The organism is Paenibacillus sp. PvR098 (assembly GCF_017833255.1).
Lineage (GTDB): Bacteria > Bacillota > Bacilli > Paenibacillales > NBRC-103111 > Paenibacillus_G.
Genome location: NZ_JAFIBU010000001.1, coordinates 2928950 through 2947482, shown reverse-complemented (window position 1 = coordinate 2947482; position 18533 = coordinate 2928950). Strand labels below are relative to the sequence as shown.

Annotated in this window: 20 protein-coding genes; all 20 read left to right on the top strand. The window is 47.5% G+C overall.

Annotated elements, in window-relative coordinates; all coding sequences use genetic code 11:
• The first annotated feature begins 191 nt into the window (after positions 1-191).
• Entirely contained in the window at positions 192-3746 is a 3555-nt protein-coding gene (rpoB, locus tag JOE45_RS14620; RefSeq protein WP_210023292.1) for a DNA-directed RNA polymerase subunit beta, read from the top strand.
• Between the two features lie 112 nt (positions 3747-3858).
• Positions 3859-7479, top strand: a complete 3621-nt coding sequence (rpoC, locus tag JOE45_RS14615) for a DNA-directed RNA polymerase subunit beta' (RefSeq protein WP_210019537.1) — start codon at positions 3859-3861, stop codon at positions 7477-7479.
• 153 nt (positions 7480-7632) lie between these two features.
• Positions 7633-7884 carry a ribosomal L7Ae/L30e/S12e/Gadd45 family protein gene (locus JOE45_RS14610; protein ID WP_210019538.1) on the top strand — a complete coding sequence of 84 codons (252 nt, stop codon included), beginning with the start codon at positions 7633-7635 and terminating at the stop codon, positions 7882-7884.
• Between the two features lie 119 nt (positions 7885-8003).
• Positions 8004-8423 (top strand): 30S ribosomal protein S12, encoded by a 420-nt coding sequence (gene rpsL / locus JOE45_RS14605; protein WP_210019539.1) that lies wholly within the window; start codon positions 8004-8006, stop codon positions 8421-8423.
• 45 nt (positions 8424-8468) lie between these two features.
• Positions 8469-8939 (top strand): 30S ribosomal protein S7, encoded by a 471-nt coding sequence (gene rpsG / locus JOE45_RS14600; RefSeq protein ID WP_210019540.1) that lies wholly within the window; start codon positions 8469-8471, stop codon positions 8937-8939.
• Between the two features lie 35 nt (positions 8940-8974).
• A complete protein-coding gene (fusA, locus tag JOE45_RS14595) occupies positions 8975-11050 on the top strand; it encodes an elongation factor G (RefSeq protein WP_210019541.1) in 2076 nt (691 codons plus the stop codon).
• A gap of 33 nt (positions 11051-11083) precedes the next feature.
• Positions 11084-12274 carry an elongation factor Tu gene (tuf, locus tag JOE45_RS14590; RefSeq protein WP_210019542.1) on the top strand — a complete coding sequence of 397 codons (1191 nt, stop codon included), beginning with the start codon at positions 11084-11086 and terminating at the stop codon, positions 12272-12274.
• A 300-nt stretch (positions 12275-12574) separates the two neighbouring features.
• Positions 12575-12883 (top strand): 30S ribosomal protein S10, encoded by a 309-nt coding sequence (gene rpsJ, locus JOE45_RS14585; protein WP_013921163.1) that lies wholly within the window; start codon positions 12575-12577, stop codon positions 12881-12883.
• Positions 12884-12938: 55 nt separating this feature from the next.
• A complete protein-coding gene (rplC, locus tag JOE45_RS14580; protein ID WP_210019543.1) occupies positions 12939-13565 on the top strand; it encodes a 50S ribosomal protein L3 in 627 nt (208 codons plus the stop codon).
• Positions 13566-13589: 24 nt separating this feature from the next.
• Entirely contained in the window at positions 13590-14213 is a 624-nt protein-coding gene (rplD, locus tag JOE45_RS14575; RefSeq protein ID WP_210019544.1) for a 50S ribosomal protein L4, read from the top strand.
• Positions 14213-14503: a 50S ribosomal protein L23 gene (rplW, locus tag JOE45_RS14570; protein WP_210019545.1), complete on the top strand. Its 291-nt coding sequence runs from the start codon at positions 14213-14215 to the stop codon at positions 14501-14503. Before rplD ends, rplW begins: the two co-directional genes overlap by 1 nt.
• Before the next feature lie 30 nt (positions 14504-14533).
• Positions 14534-15364 (top strand): 50S ribosomal protein L2, encoded by an 831-nt coding sequence (gene rplB / locus JOE45_RS14565; protein WP_210019546.1) that lies wholly within the window; start codon positions 14534-14536, stop codon positions 15362-15364.
• Positions 15365-15403: 39 nt separating this feature from the next.
• A complete protein-coding gene (gene rpsS, locus JOE45_RS14560) occupies positions 15404-15688 on the top strand; it encodes a 30S ribosomal protein S19 (protein WP_210019547.1) in 285 nt (94 codons plus the stop codon).
• Positions 15689-15736: 48 nt separating this feature from the next.
• Positions 15737-16072: a 50S ribosomal protein L22 gene (rplV, locus tag JOE45_RS14555; RefSeq protein ID WP_210019548.1), complete on the top strand. Its 336-nt coding sequence runs from the start codon at positions 15737-15739 to the stop codon at positions 16070-16072.
• 13 nt (positions 16073-16085) lie between these two features.
• Positions 16086-16751 (top strand): 30S ribosomal protein S3, encoded by a 666-nt coding sequence (gene rpsC / locus JOE45_RS14550; protein ID WP_210019549.1) that lies wholly within the window; start codon positions 16086-16088, stop codon positions 16749-16751.
• Positions 16752-16753: 2 nt separating this feature from the next.
• Positions 16754-17188, top strand: coding sequence for a 50S ribosomal protein L16 (gene rplP, locus JOE45_RS14545; protein WP_210019550.1), 435 nt, complete (start codon positions 16754-16756; stop codon positions 17186-17188).
• Positions 17178-17378, top strand: a complete 201-nt coding sequence (rpmC, locus tag JOE45_RS14540; RefSeq protein ID WP_210019551.1) for a 50S ribosomal protein L29 — start codon at positions 17178-17180, stop codon at positions 17376-17378. Before rplP ends, rpmC begins: the two co-directional genes overlap by 11 nt.
• Before the next feature lie 24 nt (positions 17379-17402).
• On the top strand, positions 17403-17666 hold the full coding sequence (rpsQ, locus tag JOE45_RS14535; protein ID WP_210019552.1) for a 30S ribosomal protein S17: 264 nt from the start codon (positions 17403-17405) through the stop codon (positions 17664-17666).
• A gap of 41 nt (positions 17667-17707) precedes the next feature.
• A complete protein-coding gene (gene rplN, locus JOE45_RS14530) occupies positions 17708-18076 on the top strand; it encodes a 50S ribosomal protein L14 (RefSeq protein WP_210019553.1) in 369 nt (122 codons plus the stop codon).
• Between the two features lie 74 nt (positions 18077-18150).
• Positions 18151-18504 carry a 50S ribosomal protein L24 gene (gene rplX / locus JOE45_RS14525; RefSeq protein ID WP_210019554.1) on the top strand — a complete coding sequence of 118 codons (354 nt, stop codon included), beginning with the start codon at positions 18151-18153 and terminating at the stop codon, positions 18502-18504.
• Positions 18505-18533 lie beyond the last annotated feature (29 nt).

Sequence of the window (18533 nt, the reverse complement as noted above, 5' to 3'; positions counted from 1 at the left end):
ACGTATAATGTTTAAATTTTAGGTAAACCCTACAAGGTATGAAGAAAATTATGGTAACATGGAGAAAAGTCACCTATCGTTGTGCGATTCGTGAATCGTGATAACAAGCTTCCTTAAGAAGTTTAACTTCGCGCAGTATTTACTCGAGAAGGCTTCCCAAAGAGGCTTTTATTTTGTTCTATTGAGTAGACATAAGGGGTGAATCTAAGTTGGCGGGACATCTTGTTCAATTAGGTCGACGTAAACGCAGGTCATACGCGCGGATTCATGAGGTATTGGAGGTTCCAAACCTGATTGAAATCCAACAAAAATCATATCAGTGGTTTTTGGATGAAGGATTGCGTGAAATGTTTCAAGATATTTCCCCGATCCAAGATTTTACGGGGAATTTGGTGTTGGAATTCATCGACTACAGCTTGGGCGAGCCCAAGTATTCGATGGATGAATCCAAGGAACGCGACGTCACCTTCGCTGCACCGCTTCGTGTGAAAGTTCGTTTGATTAATAAAGAAACCGGAGAAGTCAAAGAACAGGAAGTCTTTATGGGCGATTTTCCGCTGATGACTGAGACGGGCACTTTTATTATCAACGGCGCTGAACGGGTTATCGTCAGCCAGCTGGTTCGTTCCCCGAGCGTCTATTTTAGCACGAAAGTCGATAAGAACGGTAAAAAAGCTTATACCGCTACCGTTATTCCGAACCGCGGCGCTTGGCTCGAGCTTGAGACGGATGCGAAGGATATTATCTATGTGCGTATTGACCGCACAAGAAAAATCCCTGTAACTGTGCTGCTTCGCGCGCTTGGTTTCGGTACCGACGCGGAAATCATAGACTTGCTGGGTGACGATGAGTACATCCGCAACACGTTGGACAAGGATAATACCGATTCGACGGACAAGGCCTTGATTGAAATTTACGAGCGTCTTCGTCCGGGCGAGCCGCCGACGCTGGATAATGCAAGAAGCTTGTTGGTGGCAAGATTCTTCGATCCGAAGCGTTACGACCTTGCCAATGTAGGTCGCTATAAAATCAATAAAAAGCTTCATATCAAAAACCGTCTGTTTAATCAACGTCTGGCCGAAACGCTGGCTGATCCGGAAACAGGCGAAATTATAGCAGAAGCAGGACAGCAGCTTGACCGGCGCTTGCTCGACACGATCATTCCTTACTTGGAAGAAAATGTCGGATTTAAAGAGTATACGGTCGTTAATGGCGTGATCGAGATGGATAAGATTCCGATGCAGCACATTAGCGTCTATTCCCCTATTGAAGATGGGAAAGTCGTTAAAGTTATTGCTAACGGAAAAATTGAAAAAACGGTTAAAAATATTACGCCAGCTGATATCATTGCATCGATCAACTATTTCATTAACTTGCTGCATGGGATTGGAAGCACAGATGATATCGACCACTTGGGTAACCGTCGTTTGCGTTCCGTGGGAGAGCTCCTGCAAAACCAGTTCCGTATCGGGTTGTCTCGGATGGAGCGCGTGGTTCGCGAGCGTATGTCGATTCAAGACGTCAATACGATCACGCCTCAGCAATTGATCAACATTCGTCCGGTCATCGCTTCGATCAAGGAGTTCTTTGGAAGCTCCCAGCTGTCGCAGTTTATGGACCAGACGAATCCGCTTGCCGAGCTGACGCATAAACGCCGTCTGTCCGCTCTCGGACCTGGTGGTTTGACGCGTGAACGCGCGGGCTTTGAAGTACGGGACGTGCATCACTCCCACTATGGGCGGATGTGTCCGATTGAGACCCCGGAAGGACCGAACATCGGTCTGATCAACTCCTTATCCACGTTCGCGCGTGTGAATGAGTTCGGCTTTATTGAAGCTCCGTATCGCCGAGTTGATCCGAACAATGGTGTCGTAACGGATGAAATTTCGTATTTGACGGCCGATGAAGAAGATAATTACGTCGTTGCCCAAGCGAACGCCGAGTTGACTGAAGAAGGTAAATTTGCGAATGATTCCGTCATTGTCCGTTACAAAGACGATATTTTGACACTGCCCAAAGACCGTGTCGACTACATGGACGTTTCTCCAAAGCAAGTAGTATCGGTAGCGACAGCGCTGATTCCGTTCTTGGAAAACGACGACTCCAACCGTGCTCTCATGGGTTCCAACATGCAACGTCAAGCCGTTCCGCTTCTTATCCCTAAATCGCCTCTTGTCGGTACGGGGATGGAGCACAAATCGGCTAAGGATTCGGGTGTTTGTATCGTTTCCAAGGTGAATGGCGTGGTAGAAAGGGTGTCGGCTAACGAGATCTGGGTACGTCGTCAAGAGGTTGTGGACGGCCGACTGGTGAACGGAGACATTGTTAAACATAAATTGCACAAATTTTTACGTTCTAACCAAGGTACATGTATCAACCAGCGTCCGATTTGCCATAAAGGTGAACAAGTTCGCGTAGGAGATATCTTGGCTGATGGTCCGTCGACGGAGATGGGTGAGCTTGCGCTTGGTCGGAACGTTGTGGTCGCATTTATGACGTGGGAAGGCTATAACTACGAGGATGCGATTTTGCTCAGTGAAAAACTAGTGAAGGAAGACGTATATACTTCCATTCACATTGAAGAATATGAGTCCGAAGCGCGGGATACCAAGCTTGGACCTGAGGAAATCACGCGAGATATTCCGAACGTTGGCGAAGATGCATTAAAGAATCTTGACGAGCGTGGAATTATCCGCGTCGGTGCGGAGATTGCCGCAGGCGATATTCTGGTTGGTAAAGTAACACCAAAAGGGGTTACGGAGCTGACGGCGGAAGAACGTTTGCTGCATGCGATCTTCGGTGAAAAGGCTCGTGAGGTGCGTGACACATCACTGCGCGTTCCACACGGTACGGACGGTATCGTAGTCGACGTAAAAGTGTTCACCCGTGAGAACGGCGACGAACTGCCTCCTGGCGTAAACCAGCTGGTGCGCGTCTATATCGCACAAAAGCGGAAAATTTCCGAAGGCGATAAAATGGCTGGTCGTCACGGTAACAAAGGGGTTATTGCCCGGATTTTACCGGAAGAGGACATGCCGTTCATGCCGGACGGCACGCCTGTTGAGGTTGTACTGAACCCGCTGGGCGTTCCTTCCCGAATGAATATCGGACAGGTGTTGGAAGTTCATTTAGGTATGGCTGCCAAGTATCTCGGTATTCATACGGCTTCGCCGGTATTCGACGGTGCCCGTGAATATGATGTGTTCGATACGATGGAAGAAGCCGGAATGCAGCGCAACGGTAAGACGATCTTGTACGATGGAAGAACCGGTGACGAGTTTGAGCGTGAAGTGACGGTAGGCGTCATGTATATGATCAAGCTGGCGCACATGGTTGACGATAAAATCCATGCACGTTCGACGGGACCATACTCCCTTGTTACGCAGCAGCCTCTGGGTGGTAAAGCTCAGTTCGGTGGACAGCGTTTCGGTGAGATGGAGGTATGGGCGCTCGAAGCATATGGCGCTGCATACACACTGCAGGAAATTTTGACCGTGAAATCCGATGACGTTGTAGGCCGCGTCAAAACGTATGAATCGATTGTGAAGGGCGAGAACGTTCCGGAGCCTGGGGTACCAGAGTCCTTCAAGGTCTTGATCAAAGAGCTTCAAAGCTTGGGTATGGATGTGAAAATCTTGTCTGAGAACGAAGAAGAGATTGAGATGAAGGAAACGGACGATGAGGATGAGGTTACGAGTGATAAACTCAACCTGAACCTTGAAGGCGCGGAAATGGGAGTCGAGTAATATTTTGTTCCTGGCGTAAGCCATGGGTGTATGATCTGCACAGACGGCATGTTCTTACAACGGATGCTTCCGATATAGTTTTTCCCACACCAACATGGAGGAGGGATGCTCCTTGATCGACGTTAACAATTTTGAATTCATGAAAATCGGATTGGCTTCCCCCGACAAAATCCGTTCATGGTCGAGAGGCGAAGTTAAAAAGCCGGAGACGATCAACTACAGGACGCTGAAACCTGAAAAAGAAGGCTTGTTCTGCGAGAAAATTTTTGGACCTACCAAGGATTGGGAATGTCATTGCGGTAAATATAAGCGGGTTCGTTACAAAGGCGTCGTCTGCGACCGCTGCGGTGTCGAAGTAACCCGTCAGAAAGTGCGCCGCGAGCGCATGGGTCACATCGAATTGGCAGCACCTGTTTCGCACATCTGGTATTTCAAAGGGATTCCGAGCCGTATGGGTCTTGCACTCGATATGTCCCCTCGATCCCTGGAAGAGATCATCTACTTTGCATCATACGTAGTGACGGATCCAGGAGATACGCCGTTGGAGAAAAAACAGCTGCTGTCCGAGAAGGAATACCGCAGTTATCGCGAAAAATACGGCTATGCGTTCCAAGCCGGAATGGGTGCTGAAGCGGTAAAGAAGCTTCTTCAAGATATCGAGATCGAAAAAGAAGTCGATATGCTAAAAGAAGAGCTGAAAACCGCCCAAGGCCAGCGCCGTAATCGTGCGATCAAACGTCTCGAGGTTATGGAAGCTTTCCGTAACTCCAAAAACTTTCCGGGATGGATGGTACTGGACGTGCTGCCGGTTATTCCTCCGGAGCTCCGTCCGATGGTCCAGCTCGACGGTGGACGCTTTGCTACTTCCGATTTGAATGACTTGTATCGTCGGGTAATCAACCGTAACAATCGTCTGAAACGCCTGCTTGATTTGGGCGCTCCTGATATTATCGTGCAGAACGAGAAGCGTATGCTTCAAGAAGCTGTCGACGCGTTGATCGATAACGGGCGCCGCGGCCGTCCCGTAACGGGGCCGGGCAACCGCCCGCTGAAGTCCCTTAGCCATATGCTTAAAGGTAAACAAGGGCGATTCCGTCAAAACCTGCTGGGTAAGCGGGTGGACTACTCTGGTCGTTCCGTTATCGTCGTAGGGCCGAGTCTGAAGATGTATCAGTGCGGACTTCCGAAAGAAATGGCACTAGAATTGTTTAAGCCTTTCGTTATGAAAGAGCTGGTGAATAAAGGTCTTGCGCATAACATCAAGAGTGCAAAGCGCAAGGTAGAGCGCGTTAGTCCGGAAGTATGGGATGTACTAGAGGAAGTCATCAAGGAACACCCGGTGCTTCTGAACCGTGCCCCCACGCTTCATCGTCTTGGTATTCAGGCGTTTGAACCGATTCTGGTCGAAGGCCGTGCCATCAAACTGCATCCGCTCGTCTGTACGGCATATAACGCCGACTTTGACGGAGACCAGATGGCCGTACACGTTCCGTTATCTGCAGAAGCTCAGGCTGAAGCCCGCGTTCTGATGTTGGCTTCTGGCAACATTCTTAACCCTAAGGACGGCAAACCGGTTGTTACACCATCGCAGGATATGGTTCTGGGAAGCTTCTATTTGACAACGGAGAACAAGGAGTCGAAGGGCTCTGGTACGATTCTTCGTTCCGTAGCGGAAGCTGTATCGCTCTACCACCGTGGTAATGCATCCTTGCATGCGCGCGTGGCGATTCCGGCTAAGGCTCTCAACAAAACAAGCTTTACGCCTGAACAGCAAGAAGCGATGCTGGTTACAACGGTCGGCAAAATTATTTTCAATGAAATCTATCCGAAGGACTTCCCGTATATCAATGAAGCGACAAAGGCGAATTTGCTGAACGGACCTTCAAATGCTTATTTCGTCTTTGATAAAGGCGGGGATATCCGCAAGCAGATGGATGAGCTGCCTGAAACGAAAGCCGTCGGAAAAGATTATCTCGGCACCATCATTGCAGAATGCTTCCGTCGTTACCATACGACACAAACTTCGATCACGCTTGATAATATCAAGCAGCTTGGATTTACTTACTCTACGCGTGCCGGTATCACGATTGCAGTAGCAGACGTGACGGTTCCGCTGGAGAAGGATGAAATTCTTAGAGAATCGGATGAAAAAGTGCGCGTAGTTACAAATCAATATCGCCGCGGCTTGATTACAGATGACGAGCGGTACGACCGTGTTATCGCAATTTGGAGTAAAGCCAAGGATGAAATTACCGACATTCTGATGAAGTCGCTTGATAAATATAATTCCATCAATATGATGGTTGAATCCAAAGCACGGGGTAACAAATCGCAGATTACTCAGCTTGGCGGTATGCGGGGGCTGATGGCTAACCCATCCGGTAAAATTATCGAGCTTCCGATTAAGTCCAATTTCCGTGAAGGTTTGACCGTATTGGAGTATTTTATTTCCACCCACGGTGCACGGAAAGGTTTGGCGGATACAGCCCTTCGTACGGCGGACTCTGGTTACTTGACCCGTCGTCTCGTAGACGTAGCTCAGGATGTCATTGTTCGTGATGAAGATTGCGGTACGGATAAAGGTTTCCTTGTCAGCAGAATTCAAGACGGTAAAGAAGTCATTGAGGATCTGTACGACCGTATTGAAGGCCGGTACTCCTTCGAAACGATTCGCCATCCGCAAACCGGTGAAGTTATTATCCACCGCAACGAGCTGATTGAAGCAACGATTGCCGACCAAATTATCGGAGCTGAGATTGAAAAGGTACAAATCCGTTCCGTTCTCAGCTGCCGCTCCAGACACGGCGTCTGCAAAAAATGCTATGGCCGTAACCTGGCGACAGGTCAGCACGTAGAAATCGGCGAAGCCGTAGGTATCATCGCTGCTCAATCCATCGGTGAACCAGGAACACAGCTGACCATGCGTACGTTCCATACCGGGGGCGTTGCGGGAGACGATATCACGCAAGGTTTGCCGCGGATTCAGGAGCTTTTCGAAGCTCGTAATCCGAAGGGCCAAGCGATGATATCCGAAATCGACGGTACGATTAAAGAGATTCGTGAAGCCAAAGACCGTCGCGAGATCGAGGTTCAAGGTGAAGCTGAATCCAAGGTGTACTCGGTACCTTACGGTTCACGTATTCGTGTGACTGTAAATCAGAGTGTGGAAGCCGGCGATGAGCTGACGGACGGATCTATCGATCCGAAGGAAATGCTCCGCATCAAAGGGATCCGCGGTGTGCAAAACTATATTCTTCAGGAAGTTCAGCGCGTATACCGGAACCAAGGGGTGGAAATCAACGATAAGCACGTTGAAGTCATGATCCGCCAAATGCTGCGTAAAATTCGTATCATTGATGCCGGAAATACGACATTGCTGCCGGGCTCTTTTGTCGACATTCATGAATATGAAGAAGCAAATAAGGTGGCGCTTTTCGCGAACGAAGAACCTGCCGTTGCGAAGCCGGTGCTACTGGGTATTACCAAAGCATCGCTCGAAACAGATTCCTTCCTATCTGCAGCATCGTTCCAAGAAACGACTCGTGTTCTTACCGATGCGGCGATTAAAGGGAAAGTAGACCAATTGCTCGGCTTGAAGGAAAATGTTATCATCGGCAAGTTGATTCCTGCCGGTACGGGGATGGCTAGATACCGCAATATTCGGATTACAGATCCGAATGCGGAGCCGCTGGATGAAGAATTAACTGAAGCAGAAGCAGTAACCGTAGAGTAACGAAGAAGATACGGCGCTTGTCTTCAAAAATTGGATTGAAAAATCTTTTTGAAGGCAAGCGTTCATTCTTGACATGGCACAACCGAAGTGCTAATATATCAAAGTGTGCCATTTTATAAGCCTAGTTACCTGTCCTTTTGGAGGATATGATCTATGTCTTATGATAAAGTGAAACAGGCAGCAAAGCTAATTATCGGTACGAAGCAAGCGACGAAGATGGTGGAGACGGGCATTGCCACCGAAGTTTTCGTAGCAAGAGATGCAGATCCGCGAATTACGATAAAAATAGTTAACCTCTGCAAGATAATGGGGGTTAAAGTGACATACGTGGACTCCATGACCATGTTAGGTAAAGCGTGTGGAATCGAAGTGGGCGCAGCCGTGGCTGCGGTGGTGAATGAATAATGTAGTGACGTTTTTGTCTGAGAATCTAAGGCAAGAACTTTTCCTTTGTTCATTTACGATTCGCCTGGATCTGTGGGCTTGAAAAGTAAGAACCATTCATATTAAAGGAGGTGGCCAATATGCCAACAATTAACCAGCTCGTTCGTAAAGGACGCGAAGCAAAAGTTGTAAAATCCAAATCCCCAGCTCTTCAAAGAGGATTCAATGCCTTGAAAAGAGAAGCGACGGATCTGAGCTCCCCTCAAAAGCGTGGTGTCTGCACTCGTGTAGGTACGATGACTCCGAAGAAACCGAACTCAGCTCTTCGTAAATACGCGCGTGTTCGTTTGACGAACCGTGTTGAGGTTACTGCTTACATCCCAGGTATCGGACACAACTTGCAAGAGCACAGCGTAGTTCTGATTCGCGGTGGTCGTGTTAAAGACCTTCCAGGGGTTCGTTACCACATCGTTCGTGGTGCACTTGATACTTCCGGTGTAGCTAACCGTAAACAAGCACGTTCTAAGTACGGCGCAAAACGCCCGAAAGAGAAAAAGTAATATAGCTTTTTAAATTGAATGATTTTAGAAGAAAGGGGGATAACTATGCCTCGTAAAGGTCCAGTTACTCGCAGAGACGTATTGCCAGATCCGATTTATAACAGCAAGCTCGTTACCCGTTTGATCAACCGTATCATGATTGATGGTAAAAGAGGAACAGCTCAAACTATCCTTTATAATGCTTTCAATCTGATTCAAGATCGTACAGGTAAGGAACCTATGGAAGTGTTCGAACAAGCGATCAAAAACATTATGCCAGTTCTTGAAGTTAAAGCTCGCCGTGTTGGGGGTGCCAACTATCAAGTGCCGATAGAAGTTAGACCTGATCGCCGCACGACTTTAGGTCTTCGTTGGCTCGTGAACTATTCCCGCCTGCGCGGTGAGAAAACGATGGAAGAAAGATTGGCTCAAGAAATCATTGATGCCAGCAACAACACAGGCGCATCCGTGAAAAAACGCGAAGATACGCACAAAATGGCAGAAGCCAACAAAGCGTTCGCACACTATCGTTGGTAAAATTAAATTCCTTTTCATAGGAAGGAGACAACCTGATGGCTAGAGAGTTCTCCTTAAAAGATACGCGTAACATCGGGATTATGGCGCATATTGATGCCGGTAAGACTACCACGACGGAACGTATCCTGTTCTACACTGGCCGCGTGCACAAAATCGGTGAAGTTCACGAGGGTGCTGCTACGATGGACTGGATGGAGCAGGAGCAAGAGCGCGGAATCACAATTACTTCCGCTGCTACAACCGCTCAATGGAAAGGTCACCGCATCAATATTATCGACACCCCGGGACACGTTGACTTCACAGTAGAAGTCGAACGTTCCCTGCGCGTATTGGACGGAGCAGTAGGCGTATTTAGCGCTAAAGAAGGCGTTGAGCCACAGTCAGAAACGGTTTGGAGACAAGCGGACCGTTATGGCGTTCCACGGATTGCTTATGTTAATAAAATGGATATCATCGGTGCGGATTTCCTACAAGTTATTCAATCGATGCGTGATAAGCTTGGCGCAAACGCAGTTGCTATTCAATTGCCGATTGGTGCTGAGAATGATTTCAAAGGCGCGATCGACCTGGTTGAGCGTAAAGCTTATATCTACAAGGACGATCTGGGTAAAGATCCTGAGGAAGTTGAAATCCCTGATGAATACAAGGACAAGGTGGAAGAACTTCGCCTTGAGCTTGTAGAGAAAGTTGCGGAACTTGACGAAGATCTCATGATGAAATACCTGGAAGGCGAAGAGTTGACGATTGAAGAAATTAAAGGCGCGCTTCGTAAAGGGGTTGTTGCCGTTAAAATCTTCCCGGTTATCTGCGGATCTTCTTACCGTAATAAGGGTGTACAGTTGATGCTGGATGCCGTTATTGACTACCTGCCGTCTCCAATTGACGTACCGGACATCAAAGGTACGCTCGAAGATGGATCCGAAGTAATTCGTAAGTCTTCTGACGAGGAACCTTTCGCCGCTTTGGCTTTCAAAATCATGACTGACCCGTTTGTAGGTAAGTTGACGTTCTTCCGTGTGTACTCCGGTGTTCTGAACTCTGGATCGTATGTATTGAACGGATCGAAAGGCAAGCGTGAGCGGATCGGCCGTATTCTTCAAATGCATGCGAACACCCGCCAAGAGATCAGCGTAGTTTATGCTGGTGATATTGCAGCTGCCGTAGGCTTGAAGGACACCATTACAGGTGATACGTTGTGTGATGAGAAGAATCCGGTTGTTCTTGAATCCATGAACTTCCCTGAGCCGGTTATTCAGTTGGCTGTTGAACCAAAAACAAAAGCTGACCAAGACAAAATGGGTATTGCATTGGCCAAATTGTCTGAAGAAGATCCGACTTTCCGTGCGCATACGGACGAAGAAACTGGCCAAACGATCATCTCCGGTATGGGTGAGCTTCATCTTGAGATCATCGTTGACCGTATGGTTCGCGAGTTCAAGGTAGAAACCAATGTGGGTAAACCACAGGTTGCTTACCGTGAAACTTTCCGTCAAGCGGCTAAAGTTGAAGGAAAGTTTGTTCGCCAATCTGGTGGCCGTGGTCAATATGGTCATTGTTGGGTCGAGTTCCAACCACTGGAGCCGGGAACGGGATTCCAGTTCGAAACTAAGGTCGTCGGTGGTGCTATTCCTAGAGAATACATCGCTCCGATCCAAGCTGGTATCGAAGAGTCCATGAAGAACGGCGTATATGCAGGCTACCCGCTTGTGGATATCAAAGCTACGGTAGTGGATGGTTCTTACCACGATGTCGACTCCAGTGAGATGGCGTTTAAAATTGCTGGTTCCATGGCACTCAAAGCTGCTGCTGAGAAATGCCGCCCGGCTTTGCTTGAGCCGATCATGAAGGTAGAAGTTACCGTTCCGGAAGAGTACATGGGCGACGTTATGGGCGACCTGAACTCCCGTCGCGGTAGAATCGAAGGTATGGATGCTCGCTTCGGTGCGCAAATCATCCGTGCTAAAGTACCTCTCTCCGAAATGTTCGGTTATTCCACGACACTTCGTTCCCGTACGCAAGGCCGGGGCGTGTACTCGATGGAAATCTCGCACTATGAAGAAGTGCCTAAGTCGATTGCAGAAGAAATCGTTGCAAAGAATAAAGGCGCTTAATATAATTATATTATTTAAGGAGGCTATCCACTCATGGCAAAAGCAAAATTCGAGCGTAATAAACCGCACGTTAACATTGGTACAATCGGTCACGTTGACCATGGTAAAACAACCCTGACTGCGGCAATCACTACAGTATTGTCCAAAAAATACGGCGGTGCTGCAGTAGCTTTCGACCAAATCGACAAAGCTCCAGAAGAGCGCGAGCGTGGTATCACAATCTCCACTGCACACGTTGAATATGAAACTCCTAACCGTCACTACGCACACGTTGACTGCCCAGGCCACGCTGACTATGTTAAAAACATGATCACTGGTGCTGCACAAATGGACGGCGCGATCCTGGTTGTATCCGCAGCAGACGGTCCTATGCCGCAAACTCGCGAGCACATCCTGTTGTCCCGTCAAGTAGGCGTACCTTACATCGTTGTATTTTTAAACAAATGCGACATGGTTGAAGACGAAGAGCTTCTTGAACTGGTTGAAATGGAAGTTCGTGACCTGTTGAACGAATATGAATTCCCAGGCGACGACACTCCAATCATCCGCGGCGCAGCTCGTGAAGCTTTGGCTAACCCGGATGGTCCTTGGGCTGATAAAATTGTTGAGTTGTTCGAGCAAATCGACGCTTACATCCCAACGCCTGAGCGCGACACTGACAAGCCTTTCTTGATGCCGGTAGAGGACGTGTTCACGATCACTGGTCGTGGTACCGTTGCTACAGGCCGTGTAGAGCGTGGCGTGATTAAAGTCGGCGATGAGATCGAAATCATCGGTCTGGCTGAAGAAACTCGCAAATCCGTTGTTACGGGCGTAGAAATGTTCCGTAAGCTTCTGGATTCCGCTCAAGCTGGTGACAACGTCGGCGCACTGCTTCGTGGTGTAGATCGTAAAGATATCGAGCGTGGACAAGTTTTGGCGAAGCCGGGTTCCGTTAAGCCTCACGTGAACTTTACCGCCCAAATCTACGTTTTGACTAAAGAAGAGGGCGGACGTCATAAGCCTTTCTTCACTGGTTACCGTCCACAGTTCTACTTCCGTACAACGGACGTTACGGGTATCATCAACCTTCCAGAAGGTTCCGAGATGGTTATGCCTGGTGACAACATCAGCGTTACTGTAGAACTGATCTCGCCAATCGCTATCGAAGAAGGAACTCGTTTCGCGATTCGTGAAGGCGGCCGTACAGTTGGTGCTGGTGCCGTTGCAACAATCAGCAAGTAATTCGGTGATCCGAATCCTATAGATTTTCGTACTGTTCCGAAGCAAGGCCAAAGCATTTTGTACTGTTCCGATACAGCCCTTCATCTATATGGATGAAGGGTTTTAAATTTTTAGGCATTTACCATTTTTTTTGCTTGCTTTTCATTAAGATATTTAATATAATAGTGAACGTTGGTCTGTGACGTTGCGATGAAGTGAGAGGTTGCTGACACACCCGGCCCCTTTGCCATAGGGGCGGCGTCAGGAGATTTTCACGGAGTATGTCCGATACTAAATTGGGCGAAAGAAGGAGGGAATACTATGGCAAAGCAAAAGATTCGTATTCGTTTGAAGGCTTATGATCACAGAGTTCTGGATCAATCCGCCGAGAAAATCGTGGATACCGCAAAGCGTTCCGGTGCAGGAGTGTCTGGTCCGATTCCGCTTCCGACAGAGAAGCAAATCATCACGATTCTTCGTGCGGTTCACAAGTACAAAGATTCTCGCGAGCAATTCGAGATGCGTACGCACAAACGTTTGATCGATATCGTGAATCCAACGCCGCAAACTGTTGATGCTTTGATGCGTTTGGATCTGCCGTCCGGCGTGGATATCGAAATCAAACTGTAATATACACATGTGGATAAACAAACAAAAAGGCTAAAGAGGAAAAGAGGTGTCAACGATGACTAAAGGTATCTTAGGTAAAAAACTTGGGATGACTCAAGTATTTACTCCTGAAGGATTGGTTATTCCAGTTACCGTAATTGAAGCAGGTCCTTGCACAGTGTTGCAAAAGAAGGATGCTGAGAATGACGGCTACGAAGCTATCCAAATCGGTTTTGCCGATAAGAAAGAAAAGAATGCAAACAAACCTGAGTTGGGCCATGCAAAGAAAGCAGGCGCAACACCTAAGCGCTACGTTAAAGAATTTCGCAATGTACAAATTTCTGAGTATGAAGTTGGCCAAGAGATCAAGGCTGACTTGTTCACAGAGGGCGAATTCGTTGACGTAACAGGCACATCCAAGGGTAAAGGTTTCCAAGGCGTTATCAAAAGACATAACCAGTCCAGAGGTCCAATGGCTCACGGTTCGCGTTATCATCGTGGTCCAGGTTCCATGGGTTCGATCCAAGCTAACCGTGTTCCAAAAGGTAAGAAGCTTCCGGGTCACATGGGTGCAGAGACGGTTACACTTCAAAAGCTTGAAGTGGTTAAGGTTGATCTAGAACGGAACGTTCTTCTGATTAAAGGCTCCATTCCGGGTCCTAGAAACAGCTACGTTACCGTGAAATCTTCGGTGAAGAAGTAAGAAAGCGGGAAAGGAGGATAACAAATGCCAAAAGTAGCAGTGTATAACGTTAGTGGTTCACAAGTGGGCGAAGTGGAATTGGCCGACAGTGTGTTCGGAATCGAGCCGCACGTTCATGTATTGAATGAAGCGGTATTGATGCAGCGTGCATCCCTTCGTGCAGGAACTCATAAAACTAAAGGTCGTTCCGAAGTTCGCGGCGGTGGTCGTAAGCCGTGGAAACAAAAAGGTACAGGCCGTGCGCGTCAAGGTAGCATCCGCTCTCCACAATGGAAAGGCGGCGGTATCGTATTCGGGCCGACACCACGCAGCTATTCTTACAAGCTGCCTAAGAAAGTTCGTCGTTTGGCGATTAAATCCGCGTTGTCTTCCAAGGTGAAGGCGAGCGAAATTATCGTGCTGGATCAATTGCAATTGGCACAGCCCAAAACGAAAGAATTTGCTTCAATCTTGAATAACCTTAAAGTAGATCGTAAGGCTTTGGTTGTGACGGCTTCCTATGACGAGAACGTAGCATTGTCCGCGCGTAATATTCCAGGCGTTAAATTTGTAGCGGCTGAAGGAATCAACGTGCTTGATGTTATGGTCTACGACAAGCTGATCATTACGAAGGACGCGGTGCAAAAGGTAGAGGAGGTGTTTGCGTAATGAAGAACCCTCGCGATATTATTAAAAGCCCGATCATTACTGAACGTACCAGCGAAATGATGGCTGATAAGAAATACGTGTTCGAGGTAGATCTCCGTTCGAACAAAACGGAAATCAAGCAAGCGATCGAACAAATTTTCAAAGTGAAAGTGTCGAATGTAAATACGCTCAGAATGCCAGCGAAGCCAAAACGCTACGGCCGCTATTCCGGATACACTTCCGAATGGAAAAAAGCGATCGTGACACTCAGCGCAGACAGCAAAGAGCTGGAATTCTTCGAAACGGTATAAGATCAATTCTTAAAGTAAGGAGGAATCCACGTGCCAATCAAAAAATATAAACCAACGTCCCCTGCGAGACGTGCGATGTCGGTTTCTACGTTTGAAGAAATCACAACATCGACTCCGGAGAAATCGCTTTTGGCTCCTTTGAGCAAAAAAGCGGGACGTAACAATCAAGGTAAAATTACGGTTCGTCATCAAGGTGGCGGACATAAGCGTAAATACCGGATTATCGATTTCAAACGGAATAAAGATGGAATACCAGGTAGCGTTGCTACAATCGAGTATGATCCAAATCGTTCCGCTAACATTGCGTTGATCCATTATGTGGATGGCGAGAAGCGTTACATCCTCGCTCCTAAAGGCCTTAAAGTAGGCGATCAAATCGTATCCGGTCCAACAGCGGACATCAAAATCGGTAATGCTTTACCGATGGAGAACATCCCTGTAGGTACTGTGATTCACAACATCGAATTGAAGCCTGGCAAAGGTGGCCAATTGGTTCGTGCAGCAGGTACAGAAGCACAGCTTCTTGGTAAGGAAGAACAATATGTTATCGTTCGTTTGTCCTCGGGCGAAATGAGAAGAATCCTGAAAGTTTGCCGCGCAACTGTCGGATCCGTTGGTAACGAAGATCACGAACTCGTGAAAATCGGTAAAGCCGGACGTTCCCGTTGGTTGGGTCAAAGACCAGAAGTTCGCGGTTCCGTTATGAACCCGAATGATCACCCGCACGGTGGTGGTGAAGGTCGTTCTCCGATTGGCCGCAAATCCCCTATGTCTCCTTGGGGCAAGCCTACACTTGGATACAAAACACGGAAGAAGAACAAGGCTTCCAATCAATATATTATTCGTCGCCGCACGAAATAATTCGATTTTCTGTTCGGTTAAAGAAGGGAGGAATGAAGCATGGGTCGCAGTTTGAAAAAAGGTCCATTTGTTGATGGCTATCTTTTGAAGAAAGTGGAAGCTTTAAGTGGTGAGGGTGTTAAAAGACAAGTAATCAAAACTTGGTCCCGCCGTTCCACAATTTTCCCGCAATTCATCGGCCACACCTTTGCTGTATATGACGGCAAAAAGCATGTTCCAGTATATGTAACTGAAGATATGGTCGGACATAAGCTTGGTGAATTTGCTCCAACCCGTACTTACAAAGGTCACGCAGGTGACGATAAGAAAACGGGCAAGCGCTAATAAATGAACGTGAACTAGATTTAGTTGTGAATGAAAGGAGGTACTTCCATGCAACAAGCTAAAGCCAATGCAAAATATGTTCGTGTTGCTCCCCGCAAAGTTAAATTAGTTGTAGATTTGATCCGCGGTAAGAAGGTAGGCGAAGCGATCGCAATTCTGCGTCATACGCCAAAGTCCGCTTCCCCGATCGTTGAGAAGCTGTTGAACTCGGCTATTGCCAATGCAGAACATAACTACTCTTTGGATGTAAACAGCCTGGTTGTTGAGCAAGCTTATGTGAATCAGGGGCCAACTTTGAAGAGATTCCGTCCTCGCGCTATGGGTCGTGCGAGCCGCATCAATAAACGTACCAGCCACATTACATTAGTGGTATCTGAGAAATAAGGAGGGATAACGTGTGGGTCAGAAAGTAAACCCGGTAGGACTTAGAATTGGTATTATTCGCGACTGGGAATCCAAGTGGTACGCTGGTAAAGATTTCGGCGATTTGCTAATGGAGGACGTAAAAATCCGCGAATATTTGAAAACAAAGCTGAAAGATTCCGCTGTATCCCGCATTGAAATCGAGCGTGCGGCAAACCGCGTGAACGTAACCATCCATACAGCTAAGCCTGGTATGGTTATCGGTAAAGGCGGATCGGAAGTCGAGGTTATCCGCGGCTACCTGACCAAACTGACCAACGGCAAGAAAGTTCATATCAACATCTCCGAAGTGAAAAATTCGGATCTGGATGCGATTCTTGTAGCTGAAAGCATTGCACAACAACTGGAGCGTCGTGTATCGTTTCGTCGTGCATTGAAACAAGCGATTCAAAGATCGATGAGAGCCGGAGCAAAAGGAATCAAAACATCGGTTAGCGGTCGTTTAGGCGGAGCGGAAATCGCCAGAACGGAAGGGTACAGCGAGGGTACTGTTCCTCTTCATACATTGCGTGCGGATATCGATTATGGTACGGCAGAAGCTCACACCACTTACGGTCGAATCGGCGTTAAAGTATGGGTTTATCGTGGCGAAGTTCTTCCAACGGCTAAGAAAAAGGCTGCTACGGAAGGAGGCAACTAATCATGTTAGTTCCTAAACGTGTAAAACACCGCAAAGAGCACCGCGGCAACATGCGCGGCCGTGCAAAAGGCGGAGATGAAGTGCATTTTGGTGAATATGGTTTGCAGGCGATGGAGCCGGCTTGGGTAACCAACCGTCAAATCGAAGCTGCACGTATTGCCATGACCCGTTACATTAAGCGTGGCGGTAAAGTTTGGATCAAGATTTTTCCTGCCAAACCAATTACGCAAAAGCCGCTTGAAGTCCGGATGGGTAGCGGTAAAGGTAACGTAGAAAAATGGGTTGCTGTCGTTAAACCAGGTAAGGTTATGTTTGAACTTGCCGGCGTAAGCGAAGAAATCGCCCGTGAAGCTATGCGTCTCGCCTCTCACAAGCTGCCAATCAAGACGAAGTTTGTGAAAAGAGAAGAACTGGGTGGTGAAGCAAATGAAAGCTAGTGAATTTCGCAACTTAACCACTGCTGAAATCGAACAAAAAATTTCCGGATTTAAAGAGCAACTCTTTAACCTCCGTTTTCAACTAGCTACAGGTCAACTGGAAAATCCCGTACAAATTCAAAAAGTCCGCAAAGAGATTGCCCGGGCAAAGACGGTTTTGCGTGAAAGAGAATTGGGAATCACTAGTTAATGAATGAGAGAGGAGGATTTTAAAATGGCTGAACGCAACGAGCGTAAAACGCAGCAGGGTAAAGTCGTCAGCGACAAAATGGACAAAACCATCGTTGTCGCCGTTGAAACTTATAAGAAACACAACCTCTACCACAAGCGGATTAAATACACTAAGAAGTTCAAAGCTCATGACGAAAACAATGAAGCTCAAATCGGTGACGTTGTTGAAATCATGGAAACCCGTCCGCTCTCCAAAGACAAGCGCTGGAGATTGATCAAAGTGGTCGTAAAAGCGGTTATCGTTTAATATAAGCATTTGGCATCAATTCCGGAAGGAGGAAATACACAATGATTCAACCATTTACTCGTTTGAAAGTAGCTGACAACTCTGGTGCAAAATCGTTAATGTGTATCCGCGTGTTGGGTGGTACCGGTCGTCGCACCGCTAACATCGGTGATCTGATTGTATGCTCCGTAAAAGAAGCAACACCAGGTGGCGTTGTCAAAAAGGGTGATGTGGTTAAAGCTGTAGTTGTACGTACGAGACGCGGTGCGCGCCGTAAGGACGGATCCTACATCAGCTTTGACGAGAATGCAGCGGTTGTCGTAAAAGAAGATAAGAGCCCACGTGGTACTCGTATCTTTGGACCAGTAGCTCGTGAACTTCGTGACAGAGACTTCATGAAGATCGTTTCTCTGGCTCCAGAAGTTATCTAATTCGTTACTCAACATTCAATTAGGATGCTTACGAAGTGGTTTTCTAACGGAAACCTGTAGGAGGTGGAAACACAATGCCAAAACAACCGAAGAAACTCGAGTCCCATAACAATAAACTTCACGTTAAAAAAGAAGATAAAGTATTCGTTATTAGCGGTAAGGATAAAGGGAAGACGGGTCGCGTAATCGCAGCTTTTCCTCGCGAAAATCGCGTGTTGATCGAAGGTGTGAACATGATCAAGAAGCATGCCAAGCCATCGCAACAAAACCCGCAAGGAGGTATCCTTAATCAGGAAGCTCCGATTCACGTATCCAATGTGATGCTGGTTGATCCAAAGACGGGCGAGCCTACACGTGTTGGCTACAAAGTGCTTGATAACGGTAAAAAAGTTCGCGTTGCGAAAAAATCCGGCGAGATTATCGATTAATATCTGGCAAGAAAGGAGGTACTCGGATT

Excerpts from the sequence above, each read along its gene's own strand:
- JOE45_RS14610 (WP_210019538.1), top strand. The coding sequence starts at position 7,633 with ATGTCTTATGATAAAGTGAAACAGGCAGCAAAGCTAATTATCGGTACG.
- rpsL (WP_210019539.1), top strand. The coding sequence starts at position 8,004 with ATGCCAACAATTAACCAGCTCGTTCGTAAAGGACGCGAAGCAAAAGTT.
- rpsG (WP_210019540.1), top strand. The coding sequence starts at position 8,469 with ATGCCTCGTAAAGGTCCAGTTACTCGCAGAGACGTATTGCCAGATCCG.
- fusA (WP_210019541.1), top strand. The coding sequence starts at position 8,975 with ATGGCTAGAGAGTTCTCCTTAAAAGATACGCGTAACATCGGGATTATG.
- tuf (WP_210019542.1), top strand. The coding sequence starts at position 11,084 with ATGGCAAAAGCAAAATTCGAGCGTAATAAACCGCACGTTAACATTGGT.
- rpsJ (WP_013921163.1), top strand. The coding sequence starts at position 12,575 with ATGGCAAAGCAAAAGATTCGTATTCGTTTGAAGGCTTATGATCACAGA.
- rplC (WP_210019543.1), top strand. The coding sequence starts at position 12,939 with ATGACTAAAGGTATCTTAGGTAAAAAACTTGGGATGACTCAAGTATTT.
- rplD (WP_210019544.1), top strand. The coding sequence starts at position 13,590 with ATGCCAAAAGTAGCAGTGTATAACGTTAGTGGTTCACAAGTGGGCGAA.
- rplW (WP_210019545.1), top strand. The coding sequence starts at position 14,213 with ATGAAGAACCCTCGCGATATTATTAAAAGCCCGATCATTACTGAACGT.
- rpsS (WP_210019547.1), top strand. The coding sequence starts at position 15,404 with ATGGGTCGCAGTTTGAAAAAAGGTCCATTTGTTGATGGCTATCTTTTG.
- rplV (WP_210019548.1), top strand. The coding sequence starts at position 15,737 with ATGCAACAAGCTAAAGCCAATGCAAAATATGTTCGTGTTGCTCCCCGC.
- rplP (WP_210019550.1), top strand. The coding sequence starts at position 16,754 with ATGTTAGTTCCTAAACGTGTAAAACACCGCAAAGAGCACCGCGGCAAC.
- rpmC (WP_210019551.1), top strand. The coding sequence starts at position 17,178 with ATGAAAGCTAGTGAATTTCGCAACTTAACCACTGCTGAAATCGAACAA.
- rpsQ (WP_210019552.1), top strand. The coding sequence starts at position 17,403 with ATGGCTGAACGCAACGAGCGTAAAACGCAGCAGGGTAAAGTCGTCAGC.
- rplN (WP_210019553.1), top strand. The coding sequence starts at position 17,708 with ATGATTCAACCATTTACTCGTTTGAAAGTAGCTGACAACTCTGGTGCA.
- rplX (WP_210019554.1), top strand. The coding sequence starts at position 18,151 with ATGCCAAAACAACCGAAGAAACTCGAGTCCCATAACAATAAACTTCAC.